Origin of the sequence: Zooshikella ganghwensis, assembly GCF_018263875.1 — a bacterium.
GTDB lineage: Bacteria > Pseudomonadota > Gammaproteobacteria > Pseudomonadales > Zooshikellaceae > Zooshikella > Zooshikella ganghwensis.
The window spans coordinates 22,801-41,493 of record NZ_JAEVHG010000003.1 but is presented as its reverse complement, the minus strand read 5'-3'; the positions used below and the strand labels follow the sequence as shown (position 1 = coordinate 41,493).

The 18,693-nt window shown below is 41.1% G+C and carries 18 protein-coding genes; 5 read left to right on the top strand and 13 right to left on the bottom strand.

What is annotated here, in order from left to right; translation table 11 throughout:
- Positions 1 to 499: 499 nt before the first annotated feature.
- Positions 500 to 3,022 (top strand): glycoside hydrolase family 15 protein, encoded by a 2,523-nt coding sequence (locus tag KHS79_RS06285; protein WP_212717648.1) that lies wholly within the window; start codon positions 500 to 502, stop codon positions 3,020 to 3,022.
- Positions 3,023 to 3,316: 294 nt separating this feature from the next.
- On the top strand, positions 3,317 to 3,763 hold the full coding sequence (locus KHS79_RS06280; protein WP_212717647.1) for a hypothetical protein: 447 nt from the start codon (positions 3,317 to 3,319) through the stop codon (positions 3,761 to 3,763).
- 269 nt (positions 3,764 to 4,032) lie between these two features.
- On the opposite strand, the gene KHS79_RS06275 is transcribed toward KHS79_RS06280, so the two are convergent.
- The 7 genes from KHS79_RS06275 to KHS79_RS06245 all read right to left on the bottom strand — a co-directional run bounded on the left by KHS79_RS06275 (position 4,033) and on the right by KHS79_RS06245 (position 9,926).
- Positions 4,033 to 4,527, bottom strand: coding sequence for a hypothetical protein (locus KHS79_RS06275; RefSeq protein ID WP_212717646.1), 495 nt, complete (start codon positions 4,525 to 4,527; stop codon positions 4,033 to 4,035).
- Between the two features lie 230 nt (positions 4,528 to 4,757).
- Positions 4,758 to 6,056 carry a Ni/Fe hydrogenase subunit alpha gene (locus KHS79_RS06270; protein WP_212717645.1) on the bottom strand — a complete coding sequence of 433 codons (1,299 nt, stop codon included), beginning with the start codon at positions 6,054 to 6,056 and terminating at the stop codon, positions 4,758 to 4,760.
- Positions 6,053 to 6,847, bottom strand: coding sequence for an NADH-quinone oxidoreductase subunit B family protein (locus KHS79_RS06265; RefSeq protein ID WP_212717644.1), 795 nt, complete (start codon positions 6,845 to 6,847; stop codon positions 6,053 to 6,055). The genes KHS79_RS06270 and KHS79_RS06265 overlap by 4 nt, the downstream gene beginning before the upstream one ends.
- A 27-nt stretch (positions 6,848 to 6,874) precedes the next feature.
- A complete protein-coding gene (locus KHS79_RS06260; RefSeq protein WP_212717643.1) occupies positions 6,875 to 7,705 on the bottom strand; it encodes an FAD/NAD(P)-binding protein in 831 nt (276 codons plus the stop codon).
- Positions 7,686 to 8,801, bottom strand: a complete 1,116-nt coding sequence (locus tag KHS79_RS06255) for a 4Fe-4S dicluster domain-containing protein (protein ID WP_212717642.1) — start codon at positions 8,799 to 8,801, stop codon at positions 7,686 to 7,688. The genes KHS79_RS06260 and KHS79_RS06255 overlap by 20 nt, the downstream gene beginning before the upstream one ends.
- Positions 8,794 to 9,600, bottom strand: coding sequence for a hydrogenase nickel incorporation protein HypB (gene hypB / locus KHS79_RS06250; protein WP_212717641.1), 807 nt, complete (start codon positions 9,598 to 9,600; stop codon positions 8,794 to 8,796). The genes KHS79_RS06255 and hypB overlap by 8 nt, the downstream gene beginning before the upstream one ends.
- Complete coding sequence (locus KHS79_RS06245; RefSeq protein WP_212717640.1) at positions 9,600 to 9,926, bottom strand: hydrogenase maturation nickel metallochaperone HypA; 327 nt, start codon at positions 9,924 to 9,926, stop codon at positions 9,600 to 9,602. Before KHS79_RS06245 ends, hypB begins: the two co-directional genes overlap by 1 nt.
- A gap of 766 nt (positions 9,927 to 10,692) precedes the next feature.
- Here KHS79_RS06245 and KHS79_RS06240 point away from each other — a divergent pair.
- On the top strand, positions 10,693 to 11,217 hold the full coding sequence (locus tag KHS79_RS06240) for a hypothetical protein (RefSeq protein ID WP_212717639.1): 525 nt from the start codon (positions 10,693 to 10,695) through the stop codon (positions 11,215 to 11,217).
- Between the two features lie 154 nt (positions 11,218 to 11,371).
- On the opposite strand, the gene KHS79_RS06235 is transcribed toward KHS79_RS06240, so the two are convergent.
- From KHS79_RS06235 to KHS79_RS06220, 4 genes are read right to left on the bottom strand one after another with little or no spacing between them, the layout of a single operon-like run.
- On the bottom strand, positions 11,372 to 11,557 hold the full coding sequence (locus KHS79_RS06235; RefSeq protein WP_212717637.1) for a hypothetical protein: 186 nt from the start codon (positions 11,555 to 11,557) through the stop codon (positions 11,372 to 11,374).
- 41 nt (positions 11,558 to 11,598) lie between these two features.
- Positions 11,599 to 12,630, bottom strand: coding sequence for a hydrogenase expression/formation protein HypE (gene hypE, locus KHS79_RS06230; protein ID WP_212717635.1), 1,032 nt, complete (start codon positions 12,628 to 12,630; stop codon positions 11,599 to 11,601).
- Positions 12,627 to 13,757, bottom strand: coding sequence for a hydrogenase formation protein HypD (gene hypD / locus KHS79_RS06225; RefSeq protein ID WP_212717633.1), 1,131 nt, complete (start codon positions 13,755 to 13,757; stop codon positions 12,627 to 12,629). Before hypD ends, hypE begins: the two co-directional genes overlap by 4 nt.
- 11 nt (positions 13,758 to 13,768) lie before the next feature.
- A complete protein-coding gene (locus KHS79_RS06220) occupies positions 13,769 to 14,032 on the bottom strand; it encodes a HypC/HybG/HupF family hydrogenase formation chaperone (RefSeq protein WP_233468286.1) in 264 nt (87 codons plus the stop codon).
- Between the two features lie 130 nt (positions 14,033 to 14,162).
- On the opposite strand from KHS79_RS06220, the gene KHS79_RS06215 reads away from it, so the two are divergent.
- Positions 14,163 to 14,762 (top strand): nitroreductase family protein, encoded by a 600-nt coding sequence (locus tag KHS79_RS06215; RefSeq protein WP_212717631.1) that lies wholly within the window; start codon positions 14,163 to 14,165, stop codon positions 14,760 to 14,762.
- A 59-nt stretch (positions 14,763 to 14,821) separates the two neighbouring features.
- Here the strand turns inward: KHS79_RS06215 and KHS79_RS06210 are convergent, their stop codons facing one another.
- Positions 14,822 to 15,694 (bottom strand): LysR family transcriptional regulator, encoded by an 873-nt coding sequence (locus KHS79_RS06210; RefSeq protein WP_212717629.1) that lies wholly within the window; start codon positions 15,692 to 15,694, stop codon positions 14,822 to 14,824.
- Positions 15,695 to 15,945: 251 nt separating this feature from the next.
- Here KHS79_RS06210 and ampC point away from each other — a divergent pair, with 251 nt between their 5' ends.
- Positions 15,946 to 17,088: a class C beta-lactamase gene (gene ampC / locus KHS79_RS06205; protein ID WP_407704222.1), complete on the top strand. Its 1,143-nt coding sequence runs from the start codon at positions 15,946 to 15,948 to the stop codon at positions 17,086 to 17,088.
- A gap of 11 nt (positions 17,089 to 17,099) precedes the next feature.
- On the opposite strand, the gene pdxR is transcribed toward ampC, so the two are convergent.
- On the bottom strand, positions 17,100 to 18,551 hold the full coding sequence (gene pdxR, locus KHS79_RS06200) for a MocR-like pyridoxine biosynthesis transcription factor PdxR (protein WP_212717625.1): 1,452 nt from the start codon (positions 18,549 to 18,551) through the stop codon (positions 17,100 to 17,102).
- Positions 18,552 to 18,693 lie beyond the last annotated feature (142 nt).

Here is an 18,693-nt window from a genome sequence, read left to right as displayed (position 1 = left end):
GATCAGTTTTACGATAAACTCTTTTGTATCTATTTTGACTAAAAATGATACAAACTGGTTTGTTTGCAAATGTTGCCTGGTGTTAACAGGTCCTAAGTGACTTGCATCAACATCCTGACAAGCAGAGGCTATATAATTCATTTTAATGGCGATTTTCAAAATAATAAAAGAAGTTATAATTATGAAGTTACTATATGCTAGGCCCCCCTAATACGTTGCACTTTTATTCTTATTTAAAAAATAAGCTTACGTTATGTTTTTTGTACTAAGGTTCTTTTACGTGTTGGTTTGCCTTTAACAGAGGTTCATACTGCTTTCAAAGCGCCTTTGTTATAGCTATATAATGACGATTGAGATGGCATATATACCCAAAACGAAGAATAAAAAGACTATAAGCTGTGGATTTTTACTTAAATAATTACAATAAAAATATTTTATATAAAAAATTATTTCTATTTTAAGATAAAGACAGTGATAGCAGTTTAAGAGGAGATTAACTATGCTGAGTCTTAAAAAAAAGGCACTCACATTATTTATTGCTGGTGTTACTTCCAGTATGGTATGGGGTAATACTGGTGAAGCGCCTGGTGCACCTGGTGTTGATCACCAGTGGACTTCGGCCAGTAAGACTGGTATTGGCACCGCCAATAATAAAACATCAAAGGTATGGTTTAGTCTGGTGGATGGCATTGTATCTGAGGTCTATTGGCCACAAATAGATATGGCGCAAATTACTGACTTGCAGTTTATGGTGAGTGATGGCAAACGTTTTTTTGATGAAGAAAAAAAACATACGGATCATGAAATACGCACTTTAGATAAGAAATCACTGGCGTTCGAACAAGTAAATACTGATAAAGAAAAAAAGTACGAGATTCGTAAAACAATCATTACTGATCCTCAAACCAATGCCCTTCTGTTAAAGGTTACTTTTACTGCTCATGAAGATAATTTAGGTTTGTACCTTTTACTCAACCCCGCAGTGAGTAATACGGGCTTATATGACTATGGAGAAGCCACGACAGATACATTATATGCTTGGGATGAGCGTGCTAAGTATGATAATGGCACTAATCAGGTTGCTCAATACCAGGCATTAACGGCCAGTATTCCTTTTAAACAAACCTCTGCTGGCTTTGTTGGTCGGAGTGATGGTTGGCAGGATTTAAATGACAATTTTAAGATGGACTGGGCCTATCAATACGCTAAGAATGGCAATGTGGCATTGACAGGGCAACTGGACTTACCAGCCAAAGCCGGAGAGTACTCTTTCACTGTGGCTATTGGATTTGCTGAAGGTAAAAGTAAAGCACAACAGATTGCGGCAAGCAGTGTAAAGAAATCCTTTAATAACGTGCTATCACGTTATAATCAGCAGTGGAACAATTACTGTAATGGCCTGGAAGACTTAAGTCAGGAGTCGTTTGATAACGGTGCCCTTTATTATGCCTCCGCTATGGTCCTTAAAGCCCATGAAGATAAAGAAAATAAAGGTGCAATGATTGCCTCATTAAGTGTGCCTTGGGGAGAAAGTCAGTTTGATAAAGACAGTGATGATGAACGAGGTATTTTGCAAGGATCAAGTCCAGATGGCTACAAAGATGGTCCTATTGGTTACCATGTCGTTTGGCCAAGGGATTTATATCAGGTTGCTACCGCTTTTCTTGCTGCGGGAGACCAAAATACGGCACAAGCTGCCTTAAGTTACTTAAAAGAAGTTCAACTCACTGCGGATGATGGTAATTGGCAGCTGTGTGGTAACACCGTCAGTAAGGCTGGGTCATTCCCGCAGAATTTCTGGCTATCAGGGCAAACTCACTGGCCGGGAATGCAGCTGGATGAGACAGCAATGCCTATTGTATTAGCGTGGCGCTTATGGAAAGCGGGTAATATCAAACCAGCAGATTACTATACGTCATTTGTAAAACCTGCGGCTGATTTTGTTGCAAAAGTAGGTCCCTGGACTCATCAGGAACGTTGGGAAGAAAACAGTGGTATTTCACCTTCAACACTTTCTGCAGCTATTGCCAGTTTAATTACCGCGGCTGATTTTGCGGATAATCAGGGGGATAAAGCAGCAGCACGTTATTACCGGTTAAAAGCAGACCTGTGGGCAGATGGTGTTGCAGACTGGACCTTTACCCATCAAGGTGCACTAGGTGAAGGACGCTATTATCAGCGTACTGAAGGCGCTAGTTACTGTCATACAGATTATGATCCAGAAGATGATAGTATTCTGTATATTGGCAATGGTGGTGGACAACACTTAGAGCGTAATATCATGGATGGTGGCTTTTTAGAACTTGTGCGTTTTGGCATCAAGAGTCCCACCGACGCTTCTATCACTCATACAGTAAAAAGCTATGAGCAATCCTTAAAAGTTGAAACACCCAATGGACCTGGCTTTTATCGCTATAATCATGACCGTTATGGTGAGAAATATGATGGCAGTGATTTTATCGCGGATGCCGGTGATGGTATTGGTCGTTTATGGCCATTCTTAACGGGTGAAAGAGCGCATCTGGATATTGCCCAACAAAAAAATGTTGATCATTACATTAAAGCAATGGAAAAGTTTGCTAATGAAGGCAATATGCTGCCTGAGCAAGTATGGGATAAAGCGGAAGGACCTTATCAGTTTGGTGAAGGCACTGGTGGAGCAACACCCCTAGCCTGGTCTCATGCCGAATATATAAAACTGTTAAAGTCTAAAAAAGAACAGCGTATTGTCGATACCCCCGATGTTGTGGCTAATCGTTATCAAGGTTGTATAACGACAGTAAACGTGCATTATGATGCGGGCTGGGGGAACAGTGTGTCAATTCGCGGCGACGCAGAGTTACTCAGCTGGACTGAAGGTGCTCCTGCTCGTTGGGCAAAAGGCAATGTATGGCGTCTCACCCTGCCGCAACAAACGTCTACCTTTAATATGAAAGTACTGATTAATGACCAAACATGGCAAAACCAGGAAAATTTCTCGGTTAAGCCTTGTGAAGAGAATCATTACTGGCCAACATTTTAACCGGTAATAGGTTATAAATAGGTATATATAGCTCCAGCTTTTTTGTTGGGGCTATACCCTTCACGAATGATTTCTAGGTTTTGTTATCTTCACTCCTCACTCCTCACCTCAATCCCCTATTAATATAGGCTCATGGGGCCTCGTCACTCGATGGCTGCACCTAAAAACCATTCGTATTGGGAATATATACGCTTCTTAACAATATTAATCTCTCTATACCTTCATATTTAATAATGATATAAAAGTTTCGCTGTGTTGTTATATTAAATTGTTTAATCAAGGATCGATTGAAAAATGAGCAACGCAATTGTAAAAAAATGGAGCGACCAAACATATCCTGGGTTCGAGGAGCTAAAAAACTATATTGAATCCTGTGGTATCATCTCATACAAAAATAATGAAGTGCATCGAAGTGACAATGATGGTTGTATATGGTTTAGAGACTCCAGTAGTGGTAGATCACAATCAGACATGGAATATGTACTTAACACACCTAAATTTCGACACTTTCATAATTTAATGCCAGCAGGAACCAATCCAGTTGTTGCTTTTTGTCAATTGATGGTGCTTCAATATCGTTCACAACTAAATCTTGACAATGAGTCAGGTACATATTTAGTTAATTTTCATCTATGGAAAGATGTATATACGAGTAAAAATGAAGCTCAACTTTCTCAGCAGGTAAATTTTAGCTACTCAGCTGCTAATAAAGATAACTTTAGAGCAATTATTTGCCTTTAGCATGACATTAACCCCACCCTTCGAGGGGGGGGTAATTCGCAAATCAATAAAACTAGTTATTCAACGATAGCTGATAGCTTGACTGTGTTTTTTGCTATTTACGCCTACAACTTGTGCTGCAGTAAATGGCTGAACCAAAGATAAAAAAAGAGTGTTAATAAATAGTAGTGGGATATGTTCTTGCAAGAAATATCAACGTTCGCGGAAAAACCTTGAACTTCAAAAAAATGAATGCACAAGGCATTCTTACAGCAATTTTCCGGTAACAATTACCGAGTGACAAGAGATTTTTTTGGTGCTTTCTCATGGGCTACAGGTTTGACACTGAGTGTTTCAAGCATTACGTGTTCATCTTTACTTAGCCCAGTGCAGCATGCTGTTAAATACTCTATTTCACCTGTGTATTCGATGTCTACTATGTTGGAAAGCATTATAGATTTTGAAGACGATGGTTGGGCTTCTTCAACAATAGCCCCAAACTCACCTGTAATATCTTTGTAAACAAGTAGAAAGGTAATTGTTTGCTTGGGCGGTGTGACGAAGTTGAGCCAGACTACTGCATTTAAGCTCAAAATGTGCTTGTCTTTATTAGGCGCAGGCACCGACTTTTGTGGTTTTGTGCCCCGTAATAATTTAAAGAAAAAATTCCGATGTTCGGCATTTTGTAAGTCACTAGGCTGAGTTTGCATGTCCATATAGACTGAGCGTGGCACTTCACCCAGGATATGCAAGTTCAGGCAGTTTGTCGGTACCTTTTGAAACATATTCCAGTCCCTTATATTACTAATACATGAATACTCCATTGATGACGCATATTAGCTTTCTTTGAGCTTATTCCGAATTATTACTAACATAAATAAAAAATTCATGTTTGGAATAACTAAAACAGCGACGCTTTCAGGTAAGTATAATCATGGTATCTGTAGTTCAACCAATAAAAGTTAATTGTTGATTTTGTGTTAGTTAAATCGGAATCGAATAAGCGTATATTCTTTTAACTACGAAGTATTTTAAAGTCCAAGAAATGCGTGGAACAGGAGATACAAGGGTCATAATTGCGGATCACTTTTTCGCAAAAAAACTTTAATGTTTGGTCTGAGTGGTTAAGGCCAAACTTTTTTACAGAGTATTTAAGATCCTGTTCAATGCGTGCCTGATTTTGGCTGGTGGGTGGAATAATGGTGCAACGAATAACACGGCCTTCCTCGTCCAGTTGATAGCGATGATAAATCATGCCCCTTGGCGCTTCGGTACAGAAACAGCTGGTGCCAGCTTTAGGTGTCACAGGTACATAAGGTGCTTCCATTGGACAGCCCTTGTCCAGAATTTTCCTGGCTTCATAAAGTGAAAAGTATATTTCAATGGCACGGGCTTGAATGCTGGTAAACATATTTTGGTTTGGAAACCTGATACCTAGTGACTCAACATACTTTTTGATTGCGCTGGGTAAAATACGGTAATTATTATTGAGCCTGGCGAGTGGTCCCACTAAATAATCTTGCCCATTAAGCAATGAATAAAAAGCCGTAGAATGGGGTACTTGGTGTTCATGAAAGTGTTTGTCATAGCTATTATACGTCAGGTTTAGACCATTGCTGGCTGCAATTTTACCGCCATTGATCGGGTATTGTTTTGAGTGTTTTAAACTTACCCAAATAAATTTATGACTATAATCTGGCAACTCCAGCGTGGTGGTCCAGGCAATCAGGGACTTGGCGTCAGGTAAGGCATTATCAACTAGGGTGCGTACTGTATCCCAGCGCTTCCTTTCCGGTAACCGCCCAAACCCTCCGACTTGCAGGCCGACGGGGTGCACGGATCGTCCACCCAGTAATGCCATCAATGCATTGCCCGTTTCTTGTAGGCGCATTCCCCGCTGTAAAATCTCAGGGTGCTGTTTAGCCATATGAATGGCGCTGTCAAAACCTAAAAAGTCCGGTGCTGCCAGAAAGTGAATATGTAATGCATGACTTTGAATCCACTCACCTAAATTCATCAAGCGACGGAGTTGAACCAATTGTTTTGGCAGTTTAATACCAAATAATCGTTCTATGGCTTGAATTGATGTCAACTGGTACGCCATGGGACAAATACCACAGATGCGAGCATTTAAGTCTGGTACATCTTTATAGGACTTTCCTTCTAAAAATTTTTCAAACAAGCGAGGTGGCTCAAAAATTTTCAGATGCAGTTTTTCAATAGTGTCACCTTGGGCGGATAGCTCCAAAGCGCCCTCACCTTCCAGACGTGTGATAAAGGGGACGTTAAGTTTAATTGTGCGCTTATTATTCATTCCACTTCCCTGACATGGATAGTTTGCCAGCGCTGGTATTGGTCTTTAAAGGGGGGGCTATGGCTGTGGATAGCGGCAAAGCGCTGCGCTATTTCTATAGGCATCAACCCTAGTCCCGCGAAACGGTTTGCTAAGCTGTCACAGTTAGGTTGTTCTGATGGACCAAAGCAGCCATAACAGGCGCGGCCAAACGTTGGACAAAGTGCACCACAACCGGTTCGTACCACAGGGCCTAAACAAGGCGCTTGTTGGGTCACCAGCACACAGACCTGTTGCTGGCGTTTACAGTCCATGCATAGTTTTTCGCCAGAGGGTTTAGGTTTGCTGCCGAGTAACAGTTGCTGAATAAAGTGATTCAATTGTGAGACGGTAATTGGACAACCCCACAGCTCAAAGTCCACCTTAATATGTTCTGCGATGCCTGTAGAGTGTTGTAATGAAGACACAAACTCTGGTTTGGCGTAAACGGCCTGTAACCAGTTTTCATCCGACAGATTGCGTAGAGCCTGAATACCACCACTGGTAGCGCAGGCGCCAATACTGACCACGAGTTTACTGCGTTGACGAATGTGTTGGACGCGCTCAAGGTCTTCTGAGGTAGAGACACTCCCTTCCACAAAGGCAATATCCACTTCAGCCGTAAAGTGATTAATGCCCCCTTCAATAAAATGTTTAATCTCAACCTGCTCTAGCAAATCCAAAAGCCTTATTCCTTGGTTAAGCAATGCAAGTTGGCAGCCTGAGCAGGAGGTAAGTTTATGAATTGCAATGGCCAGTTTGCTAGGAGGCATAAGAGGTTCTCACTCAATGGCTGCTCATCAAATACCAGAAAGCCCAAACCAGGGTTTTACGGTGGGGTAATGAAATACCGGGCCATCTTTACAGACAAAGAATGGTCCTAACTGGCAATGGCCACAGGAGGCCTGACCACACTGAAAGTTACGCTCCAGGCTTAAATAAACGGCATCATCGGTTACCTGATGTTTGGCCAGCTGTTTAAGTGCTGCTAGCATCATAATTTCAGGTCCACACATCAGGACTGCACAGTGCTTAGCCTCAAATTCAGCAAAGTCCAGAAGCTCTGTGACCATACCCAACCGCCACTGATAGCGATGTTTATATTCTTCACTGGCAGCCAGTAATACTTGGCAATTACCGGTGTTTTGCCAGTGGTCATACTGTGTTTGCCAAAGTAAATCATTGTGGTGCTTGACTCCCTGCAATATCACTATACGTCCATAGTGTTGTCTGTTTTCAACGGTATGGTTTATTGCGGCTACAACAGGTGCACAGCCCAACCCTGCAGTAATAAATACAATATCTTTGCCTTTAATGTGCTCCAGTGGCCAACCACAACCGAAGGGACCACGAAGTCCAAGCTGATCACCAGGTTTGAGTTTGACCAGTGGTTGAGTAACACGCCCTACGGCACGTATCGTATGTAGTAGTAAATTGTTTTGCCAACCCATAATTGAGATAGCGACTTCCCCTACTCCAAATAAATAAAGCATATTGAATTGGCCAAACGAAAAATTAAAGGGTGTTGATGTATTAAGCGCCAGGTGTAGTGTAAATATGCCGGGTGATTCCTGATGCTTGTCCATCAGGGTCGCTGTTAATGGTACAAAGCTAGCGACGGGCTGATTCATGGGGTGAGCCTTCTAGCAGCGTTTGAGCTTCGGCCACTAAGTCGATACCCACTGGACACCAGCTGATACAGCGCCCACAACCAACACATCCGCTTCGGCCATACTGCTGTTGCCAGTTCGCCAGCTTATGTAAGAGCCATTGACGATAGCGGTGGCGAATTTCAGGCCGAAATAACTTACCTGCAATATAGCCATGTTGTTCGCTAAAGCAGGAGTCCCATAAGCGAACCTGTTGAGCCTGTTGTAACTTGATGTCACTGCTTGACGTTTGTTTTGAACAAAAACAGGTAGGACACACCAGTGTACAGTTACCACAGGCTAAGCAACGGTCAGCCACATCTTGCCATTGGGGGTGTTCCAGGTTTTCTGTCAGCTTTAACAGTGAGTGCTCATCTGGCATGTGTCGTTGCTGTTGACTGGCATCGGCTAACTGTTGTTGGGCTATATCTAGTTGATCAATTGTGGCTTGTTGGCCTAGAGTCAGTTGCTGAAAAACTGCCTGCCCTTGTTCACTGCCAAACCCAATTAAGTAGCCATCCTCCAGCTCGTCTAACAGCAAATCAAAGCTGTGGGTTGCTGCTGGACCATCACCTGTTGAGACACAAAAACAGGTTTCAGCACTTTGGGCGCAATTGACGGCAATAATGAAAAGCTGCTCTCGCTGGGCTTGGTAATATGGATCAGGGTACGGACCATGGATGAAATGCTGATCTTGCAGCTTTAAGGCCGCCAGGTCACATCCCCTTAAACCCACCACTGCGATGGGGGTGACCTTTGCGGGGGCTTGGCGGAAGCATAGCCCTTGCTCGGTTTGCTCTGCCTGCCAAAGGGGCTGTTCTGGCTTGAATAACCAGGGTTTTAAAGCCTGAGGCCCAGTATTCCAGGCAAAGCAGAGATTTTTGCGGCTAGGTGTCAGCTGGTAATGACCTGGTTTTGCCACTTCTTGCCAGCCCCACGGTAACTGCTCTTCCCTGGCTAGCTCAGTAAACACAATAGCACCGTCTTTCACGGTAGGCCCAACAACTTGGTATCCCGAATCCATTAAGACGTTGAACAGTTGGTTTAGGTGCTGACGCGCAAAAAAATGTTTAGTCATAAGTCAGTGTGGTAGACGTTTTTCTACTGTCTATATATCCAGTGCTGTATTTATTTTCAGTGCTTGTTGCAGTGAACAGCCAATTTCGCCATTGATCGAAGCCAAGCAGGGTTTTGGTTGAGAGTAATAAAACCTCAGCGTGAGGATTTAACTGAGCTATAGCTTGTTGAACGGTACTTAGGTCAAAATCAACATACTCCACTAAGTCAGCCTTATTGATAATGACCAATTCACAGCGACTGAATAAGTGGGGATACTTTTCTGGCTTGTCGTTACCGTCAGTGACGGCCATCATAGCAATACGGTGAGACTCGCCCAGGTCAAATAATGCAGGGCAGACAAGATTACCGACATTTTCAATAAAAATAAGTGAGCCTGATTTTGGTGCTAATTTTTCGAGTCCGGTTTTGACTAAATCGGCATCTAAGTGACACCCTGTCCCAGTGTTGATTTGAACCACCTGACCCCCCGCCTTTTGTACTCGCTTGGCATCATTGAGTGTTTGCTGATCCCCCTCTAGCACTGCAATAGAGGGTAAATCATTGTGAAATGCACTCAGTGTTGCCTCTAATAAGGCCGTTTTCCCTGCACCCGGTGTACCCATTAGATTGATACAAGTAATACCCTGTGTTTGAAAGCCCGTGCGATTCTGGTTTGCAATATCATCATTTTCGGCGAGTAGTGCTTGCTGTAAGTGCAGTGTTTTAGGCTCAGCCTGGAGATGATGATGACGGTGGTGATCTGACTCAAACTCAGTCAGTATGGCTTTATCTGAAGAACATCCGCAATGAGTACACATTAGGCAAACTCGATTTCAGTAAGCGTTAGTTGCTGTCCTGATAGTAAATTATAGTCATAGCTACCACAGGGACAGGGCTGACCCAGTTGGATGAGTGTAAAAACCTGCTGACACTGCTGACAGGACGCTTTAGCTGGATGATGGTCGATAATGAGTTGCGTATCGTTTAAGCCTGCCGTGGCTTTTACCCAGTCAAAACACCCGATCAGTCGTTCAGGATCAATACAACTCATACTGCCTACTTCAATTTTAATACATTTTATCTTTCGGTTTAAATACGGCTGTACATGCTTTAATAAGGCATTAACAATGGAGAGTTCATGCACATTATGATCCTTTCTTTAATAGTCCTTATTGGTCATTAACTGCCTTTCTTTAAGTTGATTGTTATTCTTATGTTGAGTGTGATCTAACAGTCTTAAAAGCTTTTTGGTTGAAACATTTATGCAATATATTTAATTTGCCACAAAGTCTGATTAATACCTGTCGAACACGCTGTGAATCCCTCCTTGGAAGCTCGGCTGCCGCTTCCTTGCGGCAAACGGTTCACAGGTATTATCCAGACTTTGTCTAACCCCTGCATACTTGGAAGATACTACAAAAATGCGATGAATTAAGTGTGGTGTTGTTGTACTAATCAGCAAAGACTAGGATAGCTAAGTTTTTATGTTGTGTGATTCATAGGAATCAAAATCACTGATAATGAAGGATTTTAGTAAAGTTGGTCAGACTTATTAAAAACAGCGATTGCAATAATCATCGTTTTTAAAATTCTTATTAAATCATCGTTTTTTTTAGCAGGGCTAAAGTCTTTCTTTACCGTATTTATAGGTATTGCTTTGCACATATTTATTAAAGATAAAAATTGAGTCAAGTGAGTGTTTAATTCTAAGATAGTATGAAAATTGGTTATAAATTATATTTTAGCTTGGTTATTAATTTAAACTTGTTGACAATAGTGGTGAGTATCAATAGAAGTAGTTGTTTGCTTTATTTATGATTAAAAATTAATTTTAGATATTTATTGTTAGCTAGTTAGTTTTTATATAGGTAAAGCTCCTTGATGATCTAAACACATAAGGAATAAAATTGATGAAAAAAATAGTTACCTGCTGTTTAGCTTTATTGTGTTCTATATCTCTAGCATATGCAGAGTCAGACTGCCTTTCAGGGCTAAATGCATGGAGAACGAAAAATGTTTATAAAAATGCATTTAGACGAGGTACAGAAATGATTCAGGAAAAGTGGAAAGGTGCTTATGGGCAAGACTGTACTAGAATTTATGATCTTGAAGAAGAGATGGCATTTATTTTTGGTAATGTACCGCAAGATAACATCGTCGCTAAATGTAATCAAGAAGGATATCATGATGCTGCAAACGCAAAGCTCGATGCAATAAACAGGTATTGTGATACGATGGGAAGTGACGATGGATTCTCTTTAGGATATCGTGAGGGAGGTCAGTATTGTAGAGAAGACCCAATATTAGGACAAGATTACGTAAAAGAATTTAGGAATGGGTGTACAAAAGGGTTTAGGCAAGCAGTTACTGAACAGTGTAAAGAAAAATTAAATCGTGGAGTTATGAAAAGTTACATGCTTCTTGTGTGCAAATAAGCTGGTAAATTATCCACCTTTGTAGGAGGTGGTTTTGCTTCGTTTTCAATTTTTCTACTTTCATTATGTATGAACTAATTGTTTCTTCCAGATTTAAACATCGTAGAGTAAACATTTGCTATACACCAATTACTCTATAAATATTTTTGATGTCTCAGTGTATGTTACGGAAGAGACAAAGGCTGGGTAATGCTCGTCGAACTGTTTGCCGCAAGGATGCGGCAACCAAACCTCCAGGGAGGGATTCACGGTGTGTTCGACGAGCATTATCCAGTTTTTGGCCAAAAGGTGATTTAAAAACACCACAAATAGCTTTAAGGCCATGAAACGTAAAAAACATAGCAGTATTATGCCGTTACTCTAGAATATTAAGGGTATTTTTTAGCAAATTCTTGGTAATTGAAGCCCGTAAGGTACGTTAACTATTCTTCTGGCGCCATACCGGGTTTTTAAATGTAAGTGGTTAATTGAAAACGCTGTAACTTCACCAACGATTTGTGCATGTTGGCCTAAGGGATGTTGCTGCATTAACTGTAAAACAGTTTCAGCGTGTTGATGGTCTACAACAAATACTGCAAGTCCTTCATTGGCTAAAAACAAAGGATCAAGGCCAAGTAGCTCACAAATTCCTCGGGTTTGAGACCGGACAGGTAAGGCAACTTCGTCTAACTCAATAGTGATATTTGAAGCTTGAGCAATCTCAGAGAGCACACCTCCGATCCCTCCTCTCGTAACATCGCGAATACAGCGAATATTATGAGTATGTTGCAATAATAACTGATTAATCAGAGGGTATAAGGCAGCACAATCACTTTGTAAGTCTGAATGTAAGCCCAGGTTATCTCGTGCCAGCATAACAGTAGCACCATGATCACCAATAAAACCACTCACTAAGATTTTATCTCCTGGCCGAGCATTTGCGGCGCTTAATTGAATGGACTGAGGTATAACGCCAACACCTGTAGTATTAATGAATAATTTATCAGCCATCCCTCGTTCAACGACTTTAGTATCACCGGTAATAATGGAGACACCCTGCCCTTTAGCTGTTTTTGCCATTGAATATACAGTTTTTTCAAGTAAAGTTAGTGATAACCCTTCTTCAATAATAAAGCCTGCACTTAAATAGAGGGGTTGAGCACCACCAACAGCTAAGTCATTTAGTGTGCCACATACTGCTAGTTTGCCAATATCTCCTCCAGGAAAAAACAAGGGAGAAACGACATAGCTATCAGTGGTGAATGCCAAACGATCACCTTTAGCATGCAGTTCGGCAAGAGGTATTCGCGCTTGGTCTTCTTTTTGCCTTAATGGTTTATCGTTAAATGCTTTAAGAAAAAGTTTATCGATAAGTTGCTGCATGGCCTCGCCACCAGCACCATGAGCAAGGGTAATGATTTGATCATTGCTCATGACACTATCCCTGCTTTTGCCTTTGTAGATGAGGAATAATAAGCAGCACAAGCACCTTCCGAAGATACCATAAGACCACTCTGGGGATGGTGGGGAGTACATTTATTACCAAACCAAGGACAGTGCTGGGGTTTGAGTGATCCTGTTAAGACTTTTTTACAGTAGGTTGGACCTGACTCTTGCTTTGTGCAATATTTTTTTTCTAAAAGCAAAGAGGCATCAAGTGACCGGTATGGCGGGCGAATGCTAAGCCCTGATTTTGGTACTAAGCCTAAACCTCGCCATTCTGCGTCTACTTCAGAAATAAAAACTTCATTGATAACGTGCTGAGCAGATTGATTGCCGGTTGCGGATACAACATGAGAATAAGCATTTTGGACAGCATATTTCTGCGTTGAAAATTGTTGAACTAATTTGTACAGAGCATGCAGTATATCTACTGGTTCAAAGCCAGCTATAACCAGTGGTTTATGGTATTTTTGGACAATGGGTTTATAGGCTTGTACGCCAATCACCATACTGACATGCCCTGGTCCTAGAAAACCATCCAGCTGGATTTCCTGTTGCTTAAGTAGTGTCATCAGCACAGGTATAAGACAAATGTGGTGACATAATACTCGAAAATTGCTGATACCCTGTTGCAAAGCCATTTGGAGAGTACAAGCTGTACTGGGAATTGTGGTATCAAAGCCAATAGCAAAGAAGACAATTGTTTTATTTGGATAACTTTTAGCAAGTTTAAGCGCATCTAAAGGTGAATATATGGTGTTAATTTGAGCTCCTTTTGCTTTGGCATCGAGTAAGCTGTGCTGACTTCCAGGTACCCGCAATGGGTCTCCAAAGCTAACCAGAATATGATTGCTATATTCCGCTAACGCCACCGCTTGATCAATGGCATGTGTGGGTAACACGCATACTGGGCATCCTGGCCCGTGAATCAGCTCGATAGACGACGGGAGTAGTTGATTAAGCCCGGTATTCACAATGGCATGAGTATGTCCACCACATACTTCCATGATCTGTAAAGGGCGCCCTAAACGTTCTGCTACAGGAGCTGCTTTTGCTTGGATACATTTAATGAGCCGATTAACACGGTGAGGGTCACGAAAGTTCATTACCTGTTTCATAACAACTCCCCTTAATCGTTATTTGCATCAATACCATCAAGGGACGCTAAAAGTGCTAGGGTATCCAGTGCTTCTTGTTGGTCAATAATTGCCATTGCAAATCCAACATGAAGAAGCACCCATTCTCCTATTAAATCATTAATAGATTTGCCTTGTAATGACAATAATGAAACACAGGCTTCTCTGCGGACACCACCAGTTTCCACTAGAGCTGTGCCATTCTCTTTATCAATAATGGAAATAATTTTGGCAGGAATACCTAAGCACATAAGCATCCATTTGGTTTTACTCTATGTCTTTTACTTTTATGTCTATTAGCAGCATGATGCTCAAAATACACTACACTAGCGTTGTAGCTTAAGACAATGACATAACAATTAAATTGGTTACATTGGAGGGAGCATAATGAATCACAATGAAAAAGGATCAGACAATCTCTCGATTGATTTTAGTGCTCGTGATGTTGTACCCGGTGTGAATCGGTTATTCATTGAGCGGTGGTCCCCTCGCGCGTTTAAACAGAAAGAAATTGATCAGGCAACATTAATCCGACTATTTGATGCAGCACGTTGGTCTCCTTCCTGTTTTAATGAGCAGCCTTGGTGTTTTTATACCTCAACGCAACAAACATTCAGTGATTTTTTAGGACTATTACAGGAAGGCAATCAAGTGTGGGCCAAAAATGCCAGTGTGATTGGCTTTCTAGTAGGAAATACTCAGTTTACTCGAAACAGTAAACTAAACTCTTCTTACCAACTGGATTGTGGCGCAGCGTGGATGGCAATGACACTTCAGGCACGAATGGAAGGACTTTACACGCATGGTATGGCTGGTATTCATTACGAAGCAGTAGCTGAGTATTTACAGCTAAGCGATGACCAACAGGTGTTAATGGGATTTGTTATTGGTTATTTAGGTGAAAAAGAGATACTAAATGATACGCTGCAAGTAAAAGAAAAACCTTCTGCTCGCAAAGCATTATCAGAAATTTGGCGGTCGAAATGATATAAGACTTAGAGTGTATTTTTTCGGGTAGGCTTTTCATAAGTAACAAGGCTCACTTATTATTCTTTTGTTGTTTCACGAATAAGCCAATCATAGAAACATTGCATGGCCGGTGTTGTAGGTCTTGATTTAAGTGACGTGACCCAATAGCCTCCAACATTGATATGGTGATTAAAGGGACGCACAAGTAACCCATAGGATAATTCACGAGAAAACATATAATCAGGTGCTAATGCAACCCCCTCACCCAGTATCGCCGCCTCAACCATTAAACGTGATGAGTCAAACATTGGACCATTCATAACCCAAGGTTCAAGTCCTGCAGTGGTAAGCCAATTACTCCATTCTTCAGTACGGTATGACCGCAATAATGTTTCTTTTTGAAGGTCTTGAGGGTGGTTTAGTCTTTGAGCAATCTTGGGGGAGCACAATACGGTAAGTGGTGCCTCAAACAATAATACATTATGTGTGGTTGGCCAACTGCCATCACCAAAGCGAATAGCGAAATCCAATCCTTCTGCTGCATGATTAACCAGGTTATTGTTGGTCAGTAGTCTTAATTCAATAAAGGGATGGTTTTCACGGAATACCTTAAGTCGAGGCATCAACCAGCTGATTGCAAAGGTACCTACTGCGCCAATGGACAGTACTTCATGGCTATGATTATTATACTCGAGCTGTTTTAGGACCGTCTCAATTTGAGTAAAAGCATTGGTTAACACTGGAAGTAATAAACGTCCTTCGTCAGTCATTTCTAACCCACGTGGTAAGCGTTTAAAAAGAACGGTTCTTAGCCGTTCTTCCAACATTCTGACTTGTTGACTGACAGCTGCTTGAGTGACATGCATCTCTTGGGCTGCTTGGGTAAAACTGAGATATCGAGCGGATGACTCAAAGGCTCTCAATGCGTTAAGAGGAAGATAAGGTCGCATATTAAAACCGATACATAAGATTTTCTTTATCCTGTATAAAATTATTCTCGCTTGTCAATATATCGTTAAGGTTGGATAGTTAAGGCTGAAAATTGACTGCGAGCATTTTGCTCTGACTCCATCTCTACAGTAAAAGTTCTATATACCAATAAAACACTATTCCAAACTAATACGTTGGTTGCTGTGGAGATTATTATTGACTGTTAATGGCGGTGAATTAAACCATGTATGGAAAATTGATGAAAATTAAAATGGTAAAACTAGGTTGTATTTTAATGTCTAGTGTAGCCTGTTTGAGTTATGCTGGCAATGGATTGGAACCAGTTAATTTAAAAGGTTCGGTAGATAGTGTGGTCCTTCCTGTGCTTAAACAATATGCTATTCCAGGCATGGCCATTGCCGTTACCTATAATGGCAATCATTATTTTTATAATTATGGTGTGGCGTCGAAAAAGACTCTGCAGCCGATAACCCAACATACCCTTTTTGAAATTGGTTCTTTAAGTAAAACATTTACTGCAACACTTGCTTCTTATGCTCAGGTTATGTCAAGGCTATCGTTCACTGACAGTGTGAGCAAATATTTACCTGCTTTACATGGCAGCACATTTGATGCAATCAATTTATTGAGTTTGGGTAACCACACTTCAGGACTGCCATTGTTTGTTCCTGAAAGTATCCATAATAAAAGTCAATTAATGAGTTACTATAAAAATTGGAAACCGACGTATCCTCCAGGTACTCGCCGAATCTATTCTAATCTGGGTATTGGCTTACTAGGTAAAGTCACAGCTGAAGCTCTGAACCAGCCATTTGAATTAGCGTTAGAAAAGCGTTTATTTCCAGCGCTAGGCATGAAACATAGTTATATTAATATTCCAGCAGATCAGAAGAAGTCTTACGCACAAGGATACACTAAAAAGGATAAGCCTATTAGACTAAACAGTGGTGTGCTTGCCTCTGAAGCCTATGGTATAAAATCATGTACAGATGATTTAATTCAGTTTATTGATGCCAATATGCAACAACTTAAACTGGATAAAACGTGGCAACAGGCTATCGATAATACGCATATTGGTTATTTTAAGTCTGGAAACATGATGCAGGGTTTAATGTGGGAACATTATGATTATCCAATCAGCTTAAAACAGCTATTGGAGGGTAATTCCCCTGCAATGATTTTAGAACCGTCTTCGGTGAAAAAAATTAATCCTCCAAAACAACTGCAAACGAATGTGCTGATTAATAAGACGGGCTCAACCAATGGGTTCTCTGCATACGCAGCATTTATTCCATCAAAAAAAGTGGGTGTCGTGGTTTTAGCTAATAAATCCTACCCCATCGATCAAAGAGTCACCTTAGGTTATCAAATTTTAACTAAAGTAAGTCACTAACTAAGCAGGTGTTATTGCTTTTTTTTGGCTATCATGTCCCTTAACTTTCCAGGGAAGGATTCATGGCATGACGATTGAAGTAATTCAATAGTCTGTTTATAAGGGAGGCGAAGTGCAGTCATTGCTTCTTCTTTGGATTTGATATTGGTATAACCAATGACCAGTCCGTACCTTCTATCCCTCTTTTGTGCATACCACATTGAAAGCGGAATTACTTGTAAACCATGTGACTGCCATATATTGCAAAGCGCTACGTCTTTGATGTCTAGCTTTAGGAAAGCAACAATATGCATCCCACCGTTTTGAAGCGGTGTATTGAAATAATCTCCATAAATTTCTGTAAATGCGTTATATACCATCATTCTTCTGGATTCATACAGAGAGCGCATACGCTTAAGATGTTTGTAAAAAGCGCCTGACGATATAAATGATTCCAGTATTTTCTGCGGAAGCAGAGAAAGCCCAGTCTCCATTATTTCAGCCGTTTCGTGAAATTGTGGGGCCAATACCTTTGGTATAACCACATACGCTGTATGCAGTGATGGCATGATGGTCTTGCTAAACGTCCCGACGTAGATGACTCGGTCAAATACATCCAGGCTTTTTAAAGATGGTATGTTCTTTCTGGAAAAATGGAACTCTCCATCGTAGTCATCTTCAATTATCCAGGCCTGATTTTCTTGTGCCCAATTCAGCAATTGATGTCTTCTGGGTAAAGTGAGACTGACAGTAAGAGGGCTATGATGCGAGGGAGTGGTTATTACAAATTTTGTATCATTATGGTGAGATATCAGAAAGTCTACATTGATACCTTCCGAATCAACGGGAACATAGCAGAGATTTTGAATCAGTCTTTCTAGTAGCTTTTGGCCAGAGAAATATCCTGGTTCTTCAAATACTACTTTATCGTTGCTCGAAGCTATAGTTTGAAATATGAGTCTAAGACTAGAATTATAACCACTTGTTATGAAGACTTGGTCTGCTGAACAGTTTATACCTCGTGAAATGTTGAGATAGTTGGCTATTGCATGCCGAAGGGGAAGATAGCCTATCACAGGAGGATGACCCAAGTCTTCATATGTTAAGGAACGTGCAGCCTTTCCAGAAAGAAGTAGCCACTTTTTGTACGGAAATTCATCGAGAGAAGGGATGCCAGGCTGAAAGAGCCCGCGAGTATCTCGGAGATCGATGATTTTCCTTAAATTACAGTTCTCAAACTTACTTGGTAAATTATCCCGATATGCATTACCGATGACCAGGTCCGGATTAACTATGGTTCCCTTAGGTCCGCAACTTACAAGGTAGCCCTCGCCAATCAAAATATCATAAGCTGACTCTGCAGTCTTTTTTGCGACCCCGAGCTCTTGCGCCAGATTGCGTATGGATGGCACTCGCTCACCAGGCTTAAGATCCCCACTGTGTATGGAATTAATAACGCGATCATAAATATCTTTGTAGCCCACTCTATGTCCTACCTAAAATTACAACTTTTGTACCCTTAAAATATGTCGTTTTTCATCATAATTCATCACTAGCTTACCAGATAGTTTTGCGACTCGGGTGAACCACCTTAGGTCAATCACCTATAAGAGACGCTGTATGGGT

Bases quoted from the DNA above. Each gene is read 5' to 3' on its own strand.
- ampC (WP_407704222.1), top strand. From the start codon at position 15,946: ATGGTAAAACTAGGTTGTATTTTAATGTCTAGTGTAGCCTGTTTGAGT.
- KHS79_RS06265 (WP_212717644.1), bottom strand. From the start codon at position 6,847: ATGCCTCCTAGCAAACTGGCCATTGCAATTCATAAACTTACCTCCTGC.
- KHS79_RS06275 (WP_212717646.1), bottom strand. From the start codon at position 4,527: ATGTTTCAAAAGGTACCGACAAACTGCCTGAACTTGCATATCCTGGGT.
- KHS79_RS06280 (WP_212717647.1), top strand. From the start codon at position 3,317: ATGAGCAACGCAATTGTAAAAAAATGGAGCGACCAAACATATCCTGGG.
- KHS79_RS06285 (WP_212717648.1), top strand. From the start codon at position 500: ATGCTGAGTCTTAAAAAAAAGGCACTCACATTATTTATTGCTGGTGTT.
- hypD (WP_212717633.1), bottom strand. From the start codon at position 13,757: ATGAAACAGGTAATGAACTTTCGTGACCCTCACCGTGTTAATCGGCTC.
- KHS79_RS06270 (WP_212717645.1), bottom strand. From the start codon at position 6,056: ATGAATAATAAGCGCACAATTAAACTTAACGTCCCCTTTATCACACGT.
- hypB (WP_212717641.1), bottom strand. From the start codon at position 9,600: ATGTGTACTCATTGCGGATGTTCTTCAGATAAAGCCATACTGACTGAG.
- hypE (WP_212717635.1), bottom strand. From the start codon at position 12,630: ATGAGCAATGATCAAATCATTACCCTTGCTCATGGTGCTGGTGGCGAG.
- KHS79_RS06235 (WP_212717637.1), bottom strand. From the start codon at position 11,557: ATGTTTTTTACGTTTCATGGCCTTAAAGCTATTTGTGGTGTTTTTAAA.
- KHS79_RS06255 (WP_212717642.1), bottom strand. From the start codon at position 8,801: ATGACTAAACATTTTTTTGCGCGTCAGCACCTAAACCAACTGTTCAAC.
- KHS79_RS06220 (WP_233468286.1), bottom strand. From the start codon at position 14,032: ATGCTTATGTGCTTAGGTATTCCTGCCAAAATTATTTCCATTATTGAT.
- KHS79_RS06240 (WP_212717639.1), top strand. From the start codon at position 10,693: ATGAAAAAAATAGTTACCTGCTGTTTAGCTTTATTGTGTTCTATATCT.
- KHS79_RS06210 (WP_212717629.1), bottom strand. From the start codon at position 15,694: ATGCGACCTTATCTTCCTCTTAACGCATTGAGAGCCTTTGAGTCATCC.
- KHS79_RS06260 (WP_212717643.1), bottom strand. From the start codon at position 7,705: ATGAATCAGCCCGTCGCTAGCTTTGTACCATTAACAGCGACCCTGATG.
- KHS79_RS06215 (WP_212717631.1), top strand. From the start codon at position 14,163: ATGAATCACAATGAAAAAGGATCAGACAATCTCTCGATTGATTTTAGT.